This is a genomic window from Anaerohalosphaeraceae bacterium (genome assembly GCA_035378985.1).
Taxonomy (GTDB): Bacteria; Planctomycetota; Phycisphaerae; order Sedimentisphaerales; family Anaerohalosphaeraceae; genus JAHDQI01.
This window is the reverse complement of sequence record DAOSUR010000022.1, coordinates 1-16,616: the sequence shown is the minus strand read 5'-3', so window position 1 is coordinate 16,616 and position 16,616 is coordinate 1. Positions and strand designations below refer to the sequence as shown.

The 16,616-nt window shown below is 55.3% G+C and carries 14 protein-coding genes and 1 tRNA gene; all 15 read left to right on the top strand.

Features of this window, described 5'->3' with window-relative positions; all coding sequences use genetic code 11:
* The first annotated feature begins 78 nt into the window (after positions 1-78).
* The 15 genes from PKY88_12130 (at position 79) to PKY88_12060 (ending at position 16,366) form a co-directional block, all read left to right on the top strand.
* A tRNA-Phe gene (locus PKY88_12130) sits at positions 79-151 on the top strand.
* A gap of 226 nt (positions 152-377) precedes the next feature.
* Positions 378-1,535, top strand: coding sequence for an iron-containing alcohol dehydrogenase (locus tag PKY88_12125; protein ID HOQ05947.1), 1,158 nt, complete (start codon positions 378-380; stop codon positions 1,533-1,535).
* Entirely contained in the window at positions 1,536-2,471 is a 936-nt protein-coding gene (locus PKY88_12120) for a dihydrodipicolinate synthase family protein (protein HOQ05946.1), read from the top strand.
* Complete coding sequence (gene pdxA, locus PKY88_12115) at positions 2,472-3,500, top strand: 4-hydroxythreonine-4-phosphate dehydrogenase PdxA (GenBank protein HOQ05945.1); 1,029 nt, start codon at positions 2,472-2,474, stop codon at positions 3,498-3,500. It begins immediately after the preceding gene.
* A gap of 22 nt (positions 3,501-3,522) precedes the next feature.
* Positions 3,523-4,740: a four-carbon acid sugar kinase family protein gene (locus tag PKY88_12110; protein ID HOQ05944.1), complete on the top strand. Its 1,218-nt coding sequence runs from the start codon at positions 3,523-3,525 to the stop codon at positions 4,738-4,740.
* On the top strand, positions 4,712-6,322 hold the full coding sequence (locus PKY88_12105; protein HOQ05943.1) for a sodium:solute symporter: 1,611 nt from the start codon (positions 4,712-4,714) through the stop codon (positions 6,320-6,322). The genes PKY88_12110 and PKY88_12105 overlap by 29 nt, the downstream gene beginning before the upstream one ends.
* A 137-nt stretch (positions 6,323-6,459) precedes the next feature.
* A complete protein-coding gene (locus PKY88_12100) occupies positions 6,460-7,497 on the top strand; it encodes an L-rhamnose/proton symporter RhaT (GenBank protein HOQ05942.1) in 1,038 nt (345 codons plus the stop codon).
* The gene (locus tag PKY88_12095; protein HOQ05941.1) at positions 7,484-8,695 is read left to right on the top strand and encodes a uroporphyrinogen decarboxylase family protein; all 1,212 of its coding nucleotides are present in this window, start codon (positions 7,484-7,486) and stop codon (positions 8,693-8,695) included. The genes PKY88_12100 and PKY88_12095 overlap by 14 nt, the downstream gene beginning before the upstream one ends.
* A gap of 22 nt (positions 8,696-8,717) precedes the next feature.
* On the top strand, positions 8,718-9,056 hold the full coding sequence (locus PKY88_12090) for an L-rhamnose mutarotase (protein ID HOQ05940.1): 339 nt from the start codon (positions 8,718-8,720) through the stop codon (positions 9,054-9,056).
* 180 nt (positions 9,057-9,236) lie between these two features.
* On the top strand, positions 9,237-10,655 hold the full coding sequence (locus PKY88_12085; GenBank protein HOQ05939.1) for a sugar porter family MFS transporter: 1,419 nt from the start codon (positions 9,237-9,239) through the stop codon (positions 10,653-10,655).
* Between the two features lie 19 nt (positions 10,656-10,674).
* On the top strand, positions 10,675-12,201 hold the full coding sequence (locus PKY88_12080; GenBank protein ID HOQ05938.1) for a glycoside hydrolase family 32 protein: 1,527 nt from the start codon (positions 10,675-10,677) through the stop codon (positions 12,199-12,201).
* 178 nt (positions 12,202-12,379) lie between these two features.
* Entirely contained in the window at positions 12,380-12,910 is a 531-nt protein-coding gene (locus PKY88_12075) for a sigma-70 family RNA polymerase sigma factor (protein ID HOQ05937.1), read from the top strand.
* Positions 12,907-14,577, top strand: coding sequence for an NPCBM/NEW2 domain-containing protein (locus tag PKY88_12070; protein HOQ05936.1), 1,671 nt, complete (start codon positions 12,907-12,909; stop codon positions 14,575-14,577). Before PKY88_12075 ends, PKY88_12070 begins: the two co-directional genes overlap by 4 nt.
* Before the next feature lie 36 nt (positions 14,578-14,613).
* Positions 14,614-15,492: a type II secretion system protein gene (locus PKY88_12065; protein ID HOQ05935.1), complete on the top strand. Its 879-nt coding sequence runs from the start codon at positions 14,614-14,616 to the stop codon at positions 15,490-15,492.
* Positions 15,493-15,655: 163 nt separating this feature from the next.
* Positions 15,656-16,366 (top strand): PEP-CTERM sorting domain-containing protein, encoded by a 711-nt coding sequence (locus PKY88_12060; GenBank protein HOQ05934.1) that lies wholly within the window; start codon positions 15,656-15,658, stop codon positions 16,364-16,366.
* Positions 16,367-16,616 lie beyond the last annotated feature (250 nt).

Sequence of the window (16,616 nt, the reverse complement as noted above, 5' to 3'; positions counted from 1 at the left end):
AAAAATCCCTCAATCCTGCTTGCATTTCAGGGACGCGGATGGTATGTTTCTTTTTTTGCTGAATGGCTTTCAGCCGACGGGTAGGTAGCTCAGGTGGTAGAGCAACGGACTGAAAATCCGTGTGTCGGCGGTTCGAGTCCGCCCCTGCCCAGTTTCGTTTCTCCATGGAAAATTTGCCAAAAAACCGCAAAAAATATTCCCCTTTGCATTCCCTCCGGAGATTGTACTAAGAAAAACGCCGGTTTTGCCCTGTTGTTGCATCGGGCCCTTCTTTATACTACACTGTTTGTCCAAAAAGAAAGAGTACAAAAAATGTCTCGAAACGAAAATCAGAGGCAATCCGGTATCGTCCCTCTTGCAGCAGGAAAGAAGCCCCAATGAACAGTCTGTCCGCCCGCCCTTTAAAAATGCAGTTTCCCCGAACGCTGGTCTGGGGTCCCAACTGCACTGAGCAGTTTATTGAAGACCTGCGGGGTCAGAATCTCCGCCGTGTTCTGCTTGTGACGGCTCGGCCGCTTCAGCCCCTTGCGGCCTCCATCACGGCGGCTCTTCAGGACAGAGGAATTTCGGCCTCAGTGGATGACACCATCAATCAGGAACCGACAATCGAGATGCTCGAATCCTCTCTGGAGCGCAGCCGAACGCTTGATTTTGAGGCGGTCATCGGTCTGGGCGGAGGCAGCGCGCTGGACACGGCCAAACTGATAGCAGCCCTGGCCCGGAGCCGGCAGAAGCCGGATGAAGTTTTCGGCATCGGCAAACTGACAGGGCGAACCATCCGGCTGGTCTGTCTGCCCACGACCTCCGGCACCGGCAGTGAGGTCTCCCCGAACGCCATTCTTGTAGATCGGGACAAAAAGAAAAAAGGCGTCATCAGCGAATTCCTTGTGCCCGATGCCGCATATGTTGATCCGCTGCTGACGCGGACCGTTCCTCCGCCGGTGACGGCGGCAACCGGAATGGATGCGCTGGTTCACTGCATCGAGGCCTATGCCAACCGAGGGGCCCATCCGATGACGGACCTTTACGCGCTGGAGGGCATCCGGCTGATTTCGGCCCATCTGAAAGCAGCCGTGGAGAACGGCGAAGACCTCAATGCCCGGTCGGCTCTTTCGCTGGGGAGTCTGTACGGCGGTTTATGTCTTGGGCCCGTCAATACCGCCGCCGTTCACGCGCTGGCTTATCCGCTCGGCGGGGAATTTCACATCCCCCACGGCCTTTCCAACGCTGTGCTGCTGCCGTATGTGATGGAATTTACCCTTTCGGCCGCCCCGGCACGGTATGCACAAATTGCAGAAGCCCTCGGCGTCCAACGCGCTGCGACGGAGGAGGAAACGGCCCGGCGGGGCGTGGAGGCAATTCGTCAGCTGTGCACAGCATGCGGGATTCCTCTCCGGCTGTCCGAACTGGGTCTGCCGAAGACGGCGCTGGAGAAAATGGCGGAATCCGCCATGACCGTCACCCGACTTCTGAAGAACAACCTGAGGGAAGTAACCTACGAAGATGCGGTTTCCATTTATCGAAAGGCCTGGTAAATGAATACAGGGAAACAATACGGCGGCCTGATTGTCCCGATGGTGACCCCCTTTGCCTCGGGGCGGATTGACCGAGAGGCGGTCTGCCGGATTATTGACTACCTGACTGACGGCGGAACGGCGGGCATTTTTGTCCTCGGAACTACCGGCGAAGCCCCCTCTATCAGCCCGGAGCAAAAAAAGGAGCTGGTCGAGATAACTGTTCGCCATACTAAAGGACGGGCCCGGGTTTATGCAGGAATCTCCGACAATTGTTTTGAAAACTCCGTCCGAGCAGCCCGGACGTACTTTGCCCTCGGGGTCGAAGCGGTCGTCGCCCACCTGCCGTGGTACTACTCCCTGAATGATGCAGAAATTCAAGGGTATTTTCAATCGCTGGCCGATGAAATCGACGGACCGCTGATGCTGTACAACATCCCGAAAACAACTCATATGTCGATTCCTATCGAAGGGATTGAACGGTTAAGCCGCCATTGCCATATCGTGGGAATCAAAGATTCGGCGGATGACCCGGAGCGGATGGAACAGATGATAAAAACCTTCGCTCATCGGGAGGACTTCTGCTATGTCCTCGGCTGCGCCAAATGGAGCGCCAAAGCCGTGCTGCTCGGAGCCGACGGCATCGTGCCCAGTTCCGCCAATCTGGTCCCGCAGCTGTATCGGGACTTGTTCGAAAGCGCCCGGTGCGGCAATCAAACCGCCGCCTTTGAGCTGCAGGAGCAGACAAACAGGATTTCGTCGCTCTATCAGGAAAACCGCTCTCTGGGGCAGTCCCTGGCTGCCTTGAAAATAATGATGTCGCTGGCGGGCCTTTGCGGTCCGGAGATGCTCAAACCTCTTCAAACAGCGGACGCCGCCTTGAAAATTGAGCTGGAAAACCGGATGATGAAAATACCTGCCTTGAAGACCTTACTCGAGAAGAAAAAGGGACTCTAAATGGAACGTTCGATTCGGCCGATTATCGGCATTACAATGGGAGATCCGGCGGGAATCGGGCCGGAAATAGCCGCCAAAGCACTGGCCGCAAAAGGAATCTACGAAACGGCCAGACCGCTGGTAATCGGCGATGTGCGGGTGATTGAACGGGGGGTTCGGATTGTCCGTGCCCAGGTAAAGGTGCGGGCCGTCTCGGAGGTCTCCGAGGCCCGATTTGAACACGGAACCATCGAGGTTCTGGACCTAAAAAACGCAGACCCCCGCTCGTTTGAGATTGGGAAGGTCTCGGCATCGGCCGGCAAAGCCGCCTTCGAGGCCGTCGTGAAAGCGATTGAACTGGCGATGAACCGGAAAATTGATGCCGCCGTAACCGGCCCCATCAGCAAGGAGGCCCTGCATCTGGCCGGATACCCGTATTCCGGCCATACGGAAATCTTCGCCGAATACACCAAGACCAAAGACTACGCCATGCTTCTGGTCGAGGGAGCGATGCGGGTGGTGCATGTGACCACACATGTTTCCCTGAGGCGCGCCTGCGACCTTGTCAAAAAAGAAAGGGTTCTGAAGGTCATCCAGCTGGCGGATGCCGCATGCAAACGACTGGGCATCGCAAAACCGACCGTCGGAGTAGCCGGCTTAAATCCGCATGCCGGCGAAGGAGGTTTGTTCGGAGATGAAGAACAAAAGGAAATCATTCCGGCTGTCCAGGCGGCCCGAGCAATGGGCATTTCAGCGGAGGGACCTGTTCCGGCGGATACATTATTTTCCAAAGTAAAAGGCGGACAGTATGATATCGCCGTGGCTATGTATCACGACCAGGGGCATATTCCCGTGAAGGTAACGGGGTTCTTTTTCAATCCTCAGAGCCGCAAGTGGGAATCGGTTCGGGGAGTCAATATTACACTGGGGCTGCCGATTATTCGAACATCCGTCGATCACGGAACCGCTTTTGACCAGGCAGGAAAAGGAACCGCCGTCCAGGAAAGTCTGATTCACGCGATTGAATACGCCGTCAAACTGGCTTCCTGAAAGAACGCAGCGGGGACACGGGATGATTGTGGTGATAGCAGATGACTTTTCGGGTGCAGCGGAACTTGCCGGTATCGGATTTTGTGCCGGGCTCCGCACGCAGGTCCAGACGGATTTTTCCCCGGATACGCAGGCCGAGCTTCTGGTTCTGGACACCAACTCGAGGTCCTGCCCGCCGTCGGAGGCGGCCTTCCGCGTTCGAAAGGCCGTCCGGCAAATCAAGGAAGCCGGCATCGCCATCGACTGGCTTTACAAAAAAACTGACTCGGTTTTGCGGGGACCGATTGCTGCCGAATTGCTTGAACTGATGAAAATCCTGAACATCCCGAGGGTGCTTCTGGTGCCTGCCAACCCCTCGCAAGGCCGGATTGTCCGAGACGGCCGCTATTTTGTGAATCAGAAGCCCCTGGACCGGACGGATTTTGCCAAAGACCCGGAATATCCGGCCAAGTCCTCTGATGTACTTGAATTATTGGGATTGTCTTCCTCCCCGGATGCCGGTGTGCTGAAACCCGGACAGAAGCTTCCCGACAGGGGAATCCGGCTCGGCCAGGCGGAAACCAGCCGGGACCTTCAGGTCTGGGCCGAATGCCTCGAACCACAAACCCTTGCAACCGGAGCAGCGGATTTCTTCACCGCCATTCTCCAAGCCAAAGGATTTCGTCTCGATGCCGCGATGAGCCGGACGCCTTTCCGGGCCCGACCGCCGGCCCTGTTCGTGTTCGGCAGCGGCTCTGCATACAGCCGCACAATCCTGCAGAAAGCACACCGGCTGGGCCGCACCGTGTATCAAATGCCGGATGAGCTCTTTTCCTGCAGAGACCGATTCAGCGAATCAGAGCTGCCTGTACAAAGATGGGCCGAGCAGATTGCGGCGGCCTTTGAGAAGGAGGACTGCGTCGCCGCCGCCATTGACAGACCCGTTGTTCCAGACCCTCTCTTCGCCCGCACTCTGGCGGCTGTGACGGCGATTATGGTGCAGGAGGTATCCGACCGCATCCGCATCAGGGAGTACTATATTGAAGGCGGCGCCACGGCCTCTGCCGTTATCCGCCGGCTGGGATGGAGCCGCTTTGACATATCCGCACGGCCGGCTCCCGGCGTCGTACAGATGCGCATCGCGAAAAAGGAAGACTGCTTCTTGACCGTAAAGCCGGGCAGTTATTCGTGGCCTGAACCCATCCTGAACCTCTTTTTGAAAGGCATCTCCTGTGCAAACGGAAACCCTTCACTGGATTGACTGGACCATCATTGCCGCCTACATCGGGCTGATTGCTTACCTCGGCAAGCGATTTGCAGAAAAAGGAAAATCGACGGACGGGTATTTTGTAGGGAGCCGTTCGATTCCGGCCTGGGCAATCGGGATGTCTGTGCTGGCCACCCTGATCAGCAGTGTCACGTTTTTGGCCTATCCCGGGCAGGGATTCAGCGGCAACTGGATTCTTTTGGTGCAGGGGCTGGCCGTCCCCGTCACGCTCCTGACGTTTATCTGGTTTATTGTTCCCCTGTATCGAAAATTCATCGGCCTGAGCGCCTATGAATATTTTGAAAAGCGGTTTGGCTTCTTCGCCCGACTGTACAGCTCTCTGGGATTTGTAATGATGCATTTTACGAAGATGGGGACCGTCTTTTATCTGCTGGCGCTGGCCCTGGCTTCGATGACCGGCCAAAACACCTATCTGATTGTTCTGCTGGTCGGAATCGTAACGATTCTTTATACGTGGGCGGGAGGCATTGAAGGGGTCATCTGGATGGACGTCATTCAGGGATTGATTCTCATTGCCGGCGGGATTGTCTCCTGCGTCCTCCTGCTGGCCAAAGCCCCCCAGGGTCCGGCCGCCCTGCTTCAGACCGCCTGGGAGAACGGCAAAATGAGCATGGGGCCGTTCAGCTGGGACTTCACGCGGCTGACCTTTTGGGTGATGTTCATCAACGGAGTATTTTACGCCGTCCAGAAATACGGCACCGACCAAACCATCGTGCAGCGCTTCCTGGTGGCCAAAACAGACCGAAAAGCCGTCAAGGCCGCTCTGATGGGAACCCTCCTGTGCGTGCCGGTCTGGACCTTATTTATTTTTATCGGGACCCTGCTGTGGGCCTACTACCGCACGGCGCCGGGTCTGCTGCCGGCCGGCATTACCGGGGATCAGGTCTTCCCGTATTTTATTATGACGCAGATTCCGGCCGGTTTGACGGGGCTGATTGTCGCCGCTTTGTTTTCGGCGGCCATGTCCACGCTCGATTCGGATTTGAATTGTCTGGCGGCGGTCGGCATCGAAGATTTTTACCGGCGTTTCCGGCCCGATGCAGCCGACCGAGACTGTCTGCGGCTGGGAAAAATGATTATTCTGGTCTGCGGCCTTATTTCGGTAGGCATCGCCTGTCTGTATGTCCGATGGGGAGGGGAAGCCATTCTCGGCACGCTATTCGGATTGTATGCTGTTTTTTCCGGCGGGATTGCCGGCATTTTTCTGCTGGCCTTTTTTACCGTACGCACCAATCGAAAAGGGCTGAATACGGGCATCGCCGCCTGCGTTCTGTTTACGGCCTATGCCGTCCTGACCTCTACGAAATTTGACCTGGGCGGCCCCCAAAAACAGCTGATTGTGGACTTGGGGAAATTCAATTTCCCCCATCATCCGTATATGGTGGGGGTTTACAGCCACATCGTCCTGTTTGTCGTTGGATATCTGGCCAGCTTCTTTTTCAAGCCGGAGCGGGATATTCGAGAATTGACGTTCTACGGCTGGCGCGACCAGCATCGGTCGGCCCAAGCCGCATCCGAAACCGACAGCCGTTCGGGAATGTTTTCCTCCGAATAGACCTTTAATCGGCGGATTGGCAACTTCGGCAGCTGGACAGTTCCGGCTTTTCCGTTTGACTCCGAACCCAAAAAAGCATTAAATGCCAGGATAAAAAGGCGATAAAAGCACCCCCGTCAGGAGAGGAAAGGGAGTCTATGGAAACGGTTTGGGGCCTGCTGCTGGGACTGGTAAGCGGGGTGATGACCGGCAGTTTTTCACTGCCGATGAAGAAAACCGTCCGATGGTCCTGGGAAGCCGTCTGGCTGGTATGGTCTGTTTGTGCTCTGCTCATTATCCCCTGGACAATCACCTTTTTCACAGTCCCTGACATAGGGGCTGTTCTTCGTCAATCCAATCTCCGCGATATCGGTCTGGTGTATGCGTTCGGTCTTGGGTGGGGACTGGGGGCGGTCTTCTTCGGCCGGAGCATCGCCATGATCGGAATCAGTCTGGCTTTTGCCCTGTGCATCGGTTTTGCGACAGCCCTTGGCACCCTAATCCCGATGCTGAAAAACCCGCAGATTTTCGGAACCGCTCCGGGCCTGTGGTCCGTCGCAGGCATCCTCGTGATGGCCGTCGGAATTGTCCTCTGTGCCGCCGCCGGCCGACAGAAGGAAAAACAAATGCAGCAAGCCGCCGCAGGATCTGCATCCTCCGCCGGCCGAATGATGCTCGGACTTCTGCTGGCCACCCTCGGCGGAATCTTCAGCTCGATGCTGAACTTTGCCTTCAATTTCAGCGGCAGCATTACAAAAGCGGCCGTTTCGGTCGGCGCCTCCGCCGCCAGCGCATCGGACCCGGTTTGGGCGGTCACCCTGCTGGGCGGCTTGACCACAAACGTCATCTACTGCTCGTTTCTGCTTTCGCGAAACCGAACATGGGCGGATTACAAAAAAGCCGGCACGGCGTCGCACTGGGTTCTGGCGGCCCTGATGGGAGCTATCTGGATGCCGTCCATCGCCCTGTACGGCCGGGCGGCTGTAATGATGGGCCGGCTGGGAAGTTCGGCGGGCTGGGGGCTGTACATGGGCATCGTAATTCTGGTCTCGACGCTGTGGGGATTTGCCGCGGGAGAATGGCGGGGCATTCGCGGCAAACCCATCGGGCTGATTGTGCTCGGCGTGGTTTGTCTGCTGATTGCAATTGTCTTCATCGGATACGGAGCTGCAGGAGCCGGTCATGGGAATGTTTGACACGACAGGACGGGCCAAACACACGGAAGGCCGCAAGGCCGATACGCTGCGAAAACTGGAGCGGATGCAAAAAACGCTGCGGCACGAGGAACCGGACCGCGTCCCCATCAGCGATTTCTTCTGGGGAAGTTTTATTCGACGATGGCGGGAGGAACTCGGACTGCCGGACGATGCCAACCCCTATTTTTATTATGACCTGGACTGGATTGTCACCACGCCGAATATGGACCCGTGGATCCGGCCGTTTGAAACGCTGAAGGAAACCGAAAAGGAAGTGGTTGTGAAAACGGGCTTCGGTGCGATTCTTCGGAAGAAATTTGATGCCCCGATGCCGGAATTTATTGATTTTGAAACCGACACCATCGAAAAACTGGAGGCGGCTCAGTTTGATGACCCGTATGACAAGAGACGTTATTTTTCAGCCGGAGACAATCAAATCGCCGGCGTCGGGGATGGATTCGAGCGCAACAGCCCGGCCTGGATTGAGACCGTCCGTTCGCTGTGGCCGGATTTCCCCGTCTTTGGAAGCATCATTGAATGCAACGAATGCCTGACCCGGCTGATCGGTGTAGAAAACAGCATGCTCTGGATCGGAATGTACCCGGAGCGGATGGGGAACATCATCAACCGAATCGGACAGTTTTACCTGGACTGTGCAAAGGCGCAAATCGCCGCCGCCGAAGGGCTGCTGGACGGCTTTGTCATCTGGGGCGATGTGGCCTACCGCCGCAACCTGTTCTTCTCTCCCGAGTACTGGCGGCGGTATTTCAAGCCCTGGGTCAAGGCGATAGCTGATTATGCACACCAAAACAATCTGATGGTGATTTATCACGGGTGCGGCAATATCAATTCCATTCTGGCTGATTTCATCGAAATCGGCATCGATGCCTTAAATCCTCTGGAAGCCAAGGCCGGGCTGGATGCCGTCCAGCTCCGCCGGCAGTACGGGCATCGGCTGGGAATCTGCGGCAACAGCGATATTCAGATTTGGGAAACCGGCGACCGGCAGCAGATTCGCCGGGAGGTGCTGCGAAAACTGAATGCCGCCAGAGGCGGCGGATATATCTTCCAGTCGGACCATTCGGTATCAGGCGCCGTATCCGGAAAAACCTATGATTTCATCGTGAACCTGGTGCGTCAATACGGTCAGTATCCGCTTCATCTGGGAGAATTCGATGAGGCGATAGAAACCTTCTGAGAAGACAGAGAAAGGAAGGACAATGAAACGGTTTGGAAGCGTAATCGAAGTCCGGAAAGAAAAACTGGACGAATACGTAAAACTGCACGCAAATGTCTGGCCGGGCGTGCTGAAAATGATTCAAGCGTGCAACATTCGCAACTATTCGATTTTTCTGCGGAAACTGCCGGACGGAAAATATTATTTGTTCAGCTATTTTGAATATGTCGGCCGGGACTTTGACGCGGATATGGCCAAAATGGCCGCCGACCCCACTACGCAAAAATGGTGGGCGGTCTGCAAACCCTGCCACCTCCCCTTCCCCGACCGCAAGGAAGGAGAATGGTGGGCCTCAATGGAAGAAGTCTTCCACTGTGATTAACTCGAAAAAACCCGGCAAAAACCCCAAAGGGCGGAAAAAACGCCTTGTTTTCCATTTTTCGAGATGTCCTGCTTCCAATTTTTCCCTTTCGAATCAATCTATATAGAGTATCTCTGGTTGTGAAAAACGTTGGACCCTTCGATGGGCAACTTTCAACCTCGCAAGAAAAGGAACTTTGGAATGAAAACGCAGGGTACTTTGCTGAAAAGCACAATTGTGGCGGCATTGGGCGGCTTGTTGTTCGGTTTTGATACAGCCGTCATTTCTGGTGCGGAAAAGACCCTCGAGCGGCTCTATCACAATCAATATCTTTCTGCAGCGCAGCGGTTCGGACGTCCGGACCTTCCCGCCGGTCAAAGCGAAGAGGCTCTCCCCATTCTGCAAAGGACCTCTTTCTGGCATGGGACGGTGGTTGCCAGCGCCCTGATCGGCACCGTAATCGGCTCGCTGCTGTTCGGAAGACCCGCCGACCGGTACGGACGTCGGACGATTCTCAAAGTGCTCGGCATTCTTTATCTTGTCTCGGCGGTCGGCAGCGCTCTGGCCTGGGGGATGATTTCCTTCAGTCTCTTTCGCTTCATCGGCGGGCTGGCGGTCGGCGGGGCCTCCGTAATTTCCCCGATGTACATCGCCGAAATCTCCCCAGCACGTCTGCGGGGCCGCCTGGTAGCCATTACCCAGTTTAACATCGTCTTGGGGATTCTGCTGGCCTATCTGTCCAACTGGATTATCAGTCTGCTGAATCTGGGGACTTGGGAATGGCGCTGGATGTTCGGCGTAGAGGCCTTTCCGGCGGCGGCATTCTTCCTTCTTTTGTTCGGTGTCCCCCGAAGCCCGCGGTGGCTGGTGGCTCAGGGCCGCCTCGAAGAAGCCAAAGACGTGCTCAACCGGGTCGGCACCGACAGCGGCGATGTGGAGGAGGAGCTGCGGGCAATTCAGAAATCCCTTACGGACGATGCCGCCAGTCTGAAGGAGCCGTTCTTCCGCCGCAAGTATCTCAAACCCATCCTGCTGGCGGTGATGATTGCCGTCTTTAACCAGCTTTCCGGCATCAATGCCCTGATTTACTACACGCGGCGGATTTTCGAGATGGCCGGAGCGGACGGCACCTCGGCCCTGGCTCAGTCGGTCATCATCGGGCTGACCAATCTGGTCTTTACGATGGCGGCTCTGGCGGTCATTGACCATTTCGGACGCAGAAAACTGATGCTGGCCGGCTCCCTCGGCTACATCCTCAGTTTGAGCATCGTCGCCTGGGCCTTTTATTCCGGCGCCGGCGGACTGCCTGTACTGGCAGGCTTTATCCTTTTTATTGCCGCCCACGCCTTCGGACAGGGGGCCGTCATTTGGGTCTTTATCAGCGAGATTTTTCCCAATGCCCTTCGCGCCCGCGGGCAGGCCCTGGGCAGCTTTACCCACTGGATTATGGCGGCCCTGATTTCCCAGACTTTTCCGATGTTTGCCGAACAGCTCGGCTGGCGAATCTTTGCCCTGTACGGACTGTGTATGGTCGGCCAGCTCCTTTGGGTTCTGTTCATAATGCCGGAGACCAAAGGCGTGCCGCTTGAGCAGATGCAGAAAAAACTGGCGATTGGATAATTTCGCAAGGAGTGCATCAATGAAACGGCCGAAGCATTTTCGACCCTTCGTATTTACCATCGCCGCCGCCGTCTTTCAGGCCGGCTGCACAAGATTGTTCGACAATCCGGCTGGCAGAGAGCCGCACCGCCCAAACCCGGCTGTCATTCGGGCGATGGAATCGATGCTGGCTCGGGTACCCGAGGCCGCCGCCGACCCGACACGTCCGGCATACCATTTTTCCGCACCGGCTCAATGGATGAACGACATCAATGGCGTCCTCCATTACAAGGGCTTTTACCATATCTTTTATCAACTGAATCCGTACGGCGACCAATGGGGTACGATTCACTGGGGACACGCCCGAAGCCGGGATTTGGTGCATTGGGAACATCTGCCGGTTGCCCTGTGGCCTTCGAAGGAAAAAGGCGAAGAACACGTCTTTTCCGGCTGTCTGACGCTGAACGCCGCGAATCAGCCGCTTATCTTCTATACGAGCATCGGGCATCCGCTTCCCGAGCAGTGGGCGGCCGTCGGCTCCCCCGACCTGCTCGCGTGGGATAAATACGCCGGCAATCCCATCCTGAAAATGAACGACCACGGCGGCCTTTCGATTGAAGAATGGCGGGACCCGTTTGTGTTTCGTGCAAGCGGGAAAACCTATCTGGTTCTGGGCGGACGGCTGCCCGCCGGCGAAGGCAGCCGAGCCGCGGCGTTTCTCTATGAAGCCCGGCAGGATGACCTGCTGACGTGGACCTACAGGGGAATTCTCTTTCGCCATCCGGACCCGAAACTGTACAGCATTGAATGCCCGAACTTCTTTCCTTTGGAAAACCGCTTTGTAATGCTGATTTCGCCGTACGGGCCGGTGGAGTATTTTGTCGGCGATTTCGATGCAAAGCAGGGAATGTTCACAGCACACCATCGGGGCCTTGCGGATTCCAGCGAGGATTTTTACGGCACCAATATTCTGATTGACCGCCGCGGTCGGCGCATCCTGCTGGGCTGGCTGCGGGGATTTCAAAACACAAAGGGTTGGAACGGATGTATGTCCCTGCCGCGTGTCCTGACTCTTACGAGCCGGGGAGAACTTATCCAGACACCGGCGCCGGAACTGAAATCTCTCCGCGGCCCGCTTTGGCAGCGAAAGCAAATCCTACTCCAAAACCAGCGGATTCCGCTCGATGTCCGCGGAAAACAACTCGAAATCAAAATGACAATTATCCCTGCCGGCGCCGCCGAATGCGGTTTGATTATCCGCTGTCGGGAAGACGGCACCGGCGGATTGGCGATTACCCGCCAGGCAGACCGGTTGACTGTGGGGGGACGGGAAGCACCATTGCCGGAGAATGTACCAGTTGTACTCCATCTGTTTTTAGATAATAGTGCCGTCGAAATCTATATTAATAAGGGCCGTCAGTGTATTAGTCGGGTTTTGGCGCCTTGCCCTGAACAGGATTCAGACTATGTCTATCTGTTTTCTACAGATGGCGAAACCCGTTTCGAGTCTCTCCGCATTTGGCAGTTGAACTCTATCAATAAGCAAGCCGGACTTTCACAAGATTAACATATCCGGATTATTCCTTGCTTTAATATGAGGAAATTGGCCTAATTTAATTTCCCTATCTGTCCATATTGTCCTTTTTTTACTTTTTTAGAATTTTTCACACGTCGTTCATTATCCCTTAAGGAAGCGACTTCGGATTGCCGTTTTTCAGGACGATGGGCGATTAGAACGGACTATTATGGACAAAAAGAGTGCAAAATTTTTCCGCTTGTACACAAGCATCCAGAACCGGCTGCACTCCATCATCCTGGTGATTGTTCACAACCCCAGCGCCGCTGATGACTTACTTCAGGAAACGGCCGCGACACTCTGGGAGAAGTTCGACCAGTTCGAGGAAGGGACGAATTTTGCCGCCTGGGCTATTCGAATTGCCAAAAACAAATGCTTTGAATATCTCCGGCGGAATGAAAAAACCAAAAAGCTTTTCCGCAACGAGTTTTACAAGCAGGCCGCCGATTTGGCAGTCGAAACGTCGGAGGAGCTGTCCACCCGCCTGAAGGCCCTGGATATCTGCTGTGAAAAATTGGACACCAGGCGGCGCTCCCTGCTGAAACTGCACTTTTCGGACAATATCCCCGTCAAGGAATTATCCGTCCAGTTCGGCCAGCCCGTCAGCACGCTTTACAACCATATTGCCCAGGCGCTGGACTGGCTGCGGTTCTGTATCAAAAAGACTTTATCTGCTCAGCCTATGCGGAGCTTCGAATGAATTCACTTCCATCAAGAAGACAAATCGATACGTTGATTCTAAAGCTGCTGGAAAATACCATCAGTGATGAAGAGATTCAGCAGCTGGACGAACTGTTTGCGGCTCATCCGGAGCTGGTCAGACACTACTGCGAGTTTGTCATTCACTACAATACCGTTCGGACCAAATTTCAGAGCGAACTTCCTTCTGCGGCCGCCTCGCTGCTGGCCGACAGCTCGATCGACGAGCGGTTCTGGGGAGAGCTGGCTCACGAGGAAAAATCGGCGCCGGCTGTAGAAGTGCCCGCAGCCCTCAAAGAACCGAATCAGGAAGAAAAGCCCAAAGTTCAGACCAAAACCATGCCGCGCGTCAGCAAACTTTCGCTCTACTCGCTGATTCTCTCCTCCGCAGCCCTTTTCTTTGTGCTTGTGTATGCCTTTTTCTCACCGCCCGGAAGCGGAATGGAAGTGGCCACGGTTTCGGACGCCCTCAATGCAAAATGGGACACCAAACAGCCGCTTCAGCCCGGCAGCCGTCTGGTGACCAAATCGAAACCTCTGTTTTTGTACGAAGGGATTGTCAAACTGGCTTTTGACAACGGCAGCACACTCATTTTTGAAGGGCCGTCCAAATTCGAGATTCTCACAGAAGACCAGGTGCACCTGACTTTCGGACGGCTGTATGCGATTGTTCCATCCCATGCCGTCGGGTTTATCGTCAGCACCGCCAATTCGAAAGTCATCGATTTAGGCACGGAATTCGGCGTCAAGGCGGAACCAGATGGGCAGACGGAAGTCCATGTGCTTGCGGGCAAAACGCTGCTGATTTCCGGTACGGGCAGCAATCCCAAAAATCATGTTGAAATCACCCGCGGACAGGCCAAGGCCATTGCCAAAAACGGGACAGTTCAGGATATTCCGCTTAAAAAAGAGTCTTTTGTCCGTCATATCCACTCGCAGACCGGTCTGGTTTGGCGAGGGCAGACGCAGTTGAATCTTGCGGACATGGCCGGCGGCGGCAATGGACTGGGAACCGGAAAAAACGAGACGGGGATTGACCCGCTTACCGGCAGGCCGTCCGCCATCCTGTTCTACAACCGCGCCTCTTCCAATGAATATCACCCGTGCTCATTCTCGCCGTACGTGGACGGAGTTTTTATTCCGGACGGGCGCACCCTTCAGATTGTCAGCTCAGAAGGACATGTCTTTGAAAACTGCCCCCCAACCAGCGGCTGGTGGTTCACCAGCATTGTTTCCTCCCTGCGGCCTTTCCCGTGGCCTGCACCGGAAAACTCATCCCCGGCGGTTCCGCCTTTTGTGAACTGCCTGGTGATGCACGCAAATATGGGGATTACGTTTGACCTTCAGACGCTTCGAAAAGACCTCTCGGGTGCTCGGATTGTCCGGTTCCGCTCCTACTTTGGAATCGAGGGCAATGCGATTCGACCGGAGGCCGGCAATGCAGACTTCTGGGTTTTGGTGGATGGGAAGATGCGCTTCCGGAAATCCCAGGTCAAGGTCGGACAATTCGATTTTGCAGAAATTGAGCTGACGGAAAATGACCGCTTCCTGACTTTGATGACCACCGACGGAGGCGATTCTCCCGAACGGTTTTCCAACGGTCTGAAACTGACCACAATTGACAGTGACTGGTGTTTGTTTGCTGAACCGGTCCTGATTCTGGAATAAACCGAAAAAGAAGCAGAAAGGAGACTGGGAAGACGTATGAAAAGACTGAATGGTTTTACCCTGATTGAACTGCTGGTTGTGATAGCGATTATCGCCCTCTTGCTGTCCATTATGATTCCGGCGCTGGGCCGAGCCAAGGAATATTCGTACAAAGTTGTCTGCAGCAACAACATCCGCTCCCAGGCACAAGGGGTCCGGATTTATGCCGAACAAAACGACGGGGCTGTGCCCCTCAATGAGGGCGGCAGCTGGCTTCAGGACCTGACGTTCTGGTGCACCAATCAAATCACACAGTGTGCCGGTGTGGATTACAAATCCTTCTATTGCCCGGCCAACCGATTCAAAAACTCCGATGACGGGCGGTTCTGGCAGTTCTCCTGGGTCGGCGATTCAGACTATCAGCCGCCGGTGCCCGGAACGGTGACCGGGCCGCTGCCGTTGCGGGATGAAAGCCGGCTGTCGGAAGCCCGCCAGCGGCAGGAATATCGGGTCATGTCCTACAACTATCTGTTTGACCGGCTCAACTACGCCAACAATCCTCCGACATCCCGTTATCCCGACCGGCTGCTGAGCGGTATGCGGGCCGTCTGGATTCGCAAACTGACCACACTGACCAACAGCAGTGCTACGCTGATGATTGTGGACAATGTCATCAGTCAATCCAGCGGGACATCCGCCTCCGGCTACGTGCAGGCCCCGCCCGGCGGATGCAATTTTACAGAGGTTGCCGGCGGACTGTACAGCTCCTACGGGCTGTATGACAGGGCCAACCATCTGGCCCGCCAGTCCGAACCAGCCTCCAACCGCAAGGACGTCGCCGGTGCCAATATAGTCTTTGCCGACGGACACGTGGAATGGAAACGGCGGCAGGAGCTTCGGACGCAGATTCAGTTCGGTCAGTACTTCTGGTGGTAAAAAAGGCGGAGAAGACATGGGTGATGAAAAGCAAGAACAACTCGGGCTGCGTGCCTACCCCATGACCTTTTCCCTGTTCTGATGACAGTTGTGTGAGGTGTGTGAGGAGAATACGTACGAAAGGGATTGAGGAAGAATAACCACTATTTTTGGAGGAAAGACGATGAAAAGTACAGGCATTTTCTTATTGGCAATGATATGTGCAGTTGGCACAGCTTCCGCTGTTGTGACGGTCTATTCCAATGATTACAACAGCGAAACCATCGGCGGCGGATTTCCGGCCTGGAACTGGATTGACGGCGATACGGCAAACGGTTTTGTCAAGAGCCATACTGCCGTATATGCAGGTGAAGAAGCACCCTACAATACGGTCGTCAAACATACCGGCCTGATTGACAATTCTCAAGGCACCGCCTCCGTAAATACCCGCTTCGGCTCCAAGTGGACGATTACGGTGTCCGGGAACACCAGCACCAATCCGGAAGACTACACTGTTTCGTTTGACATCAGGAGCGTTTCGGGCAGCTGGGACCCCATCGCCCTCGAGTTCTTTGTGCTCACCGGAACGGGCAACGGAGTCGGCAAGGGTTCAGGCATTATGAATTTCACGCAGGCAGCCGGCTGGGTGCACGTCGAAAAGAAACTCTCGGAGCTGACCGTGAACTGGTGGAACGGAAGCGCATGGGTTTTAACGGATTCCACCTGGCAGATTGAAATCGGCGGTCCGGGCTGGCCGGGCTGGGCGGTAGCCGCCGGCACACCGGCCTGGGAGCAAATCTGGCTGTTCGACAACCTGAAAATCACGATGATTCCCGAACCGGCGAGTATTGCTCTGTTAGGTCTGGGAATGCTTGCTGTAAGACGAAAACGCTAAAAAGTTCTCTTCTCTTCTTCGGCCGGTAACTGCTGATGGGACGGCGCCTCCGAACCATCAGCAGCCCGGCTGAAAAGCAGAAACGGGACAAATTCCTTTGCAGCAAAAATCAAGGAGACGCAAGATGAAAAGGGTAATTCTGCTTGTTCTGCTGTTTGGGGGAATATTCATCGGAACCAGTCAGGGCCTGAATGTTGCCATATCCGGAACCAGCCAGACAGGCAACCAGGCCATCATTGACTTTTTTGTG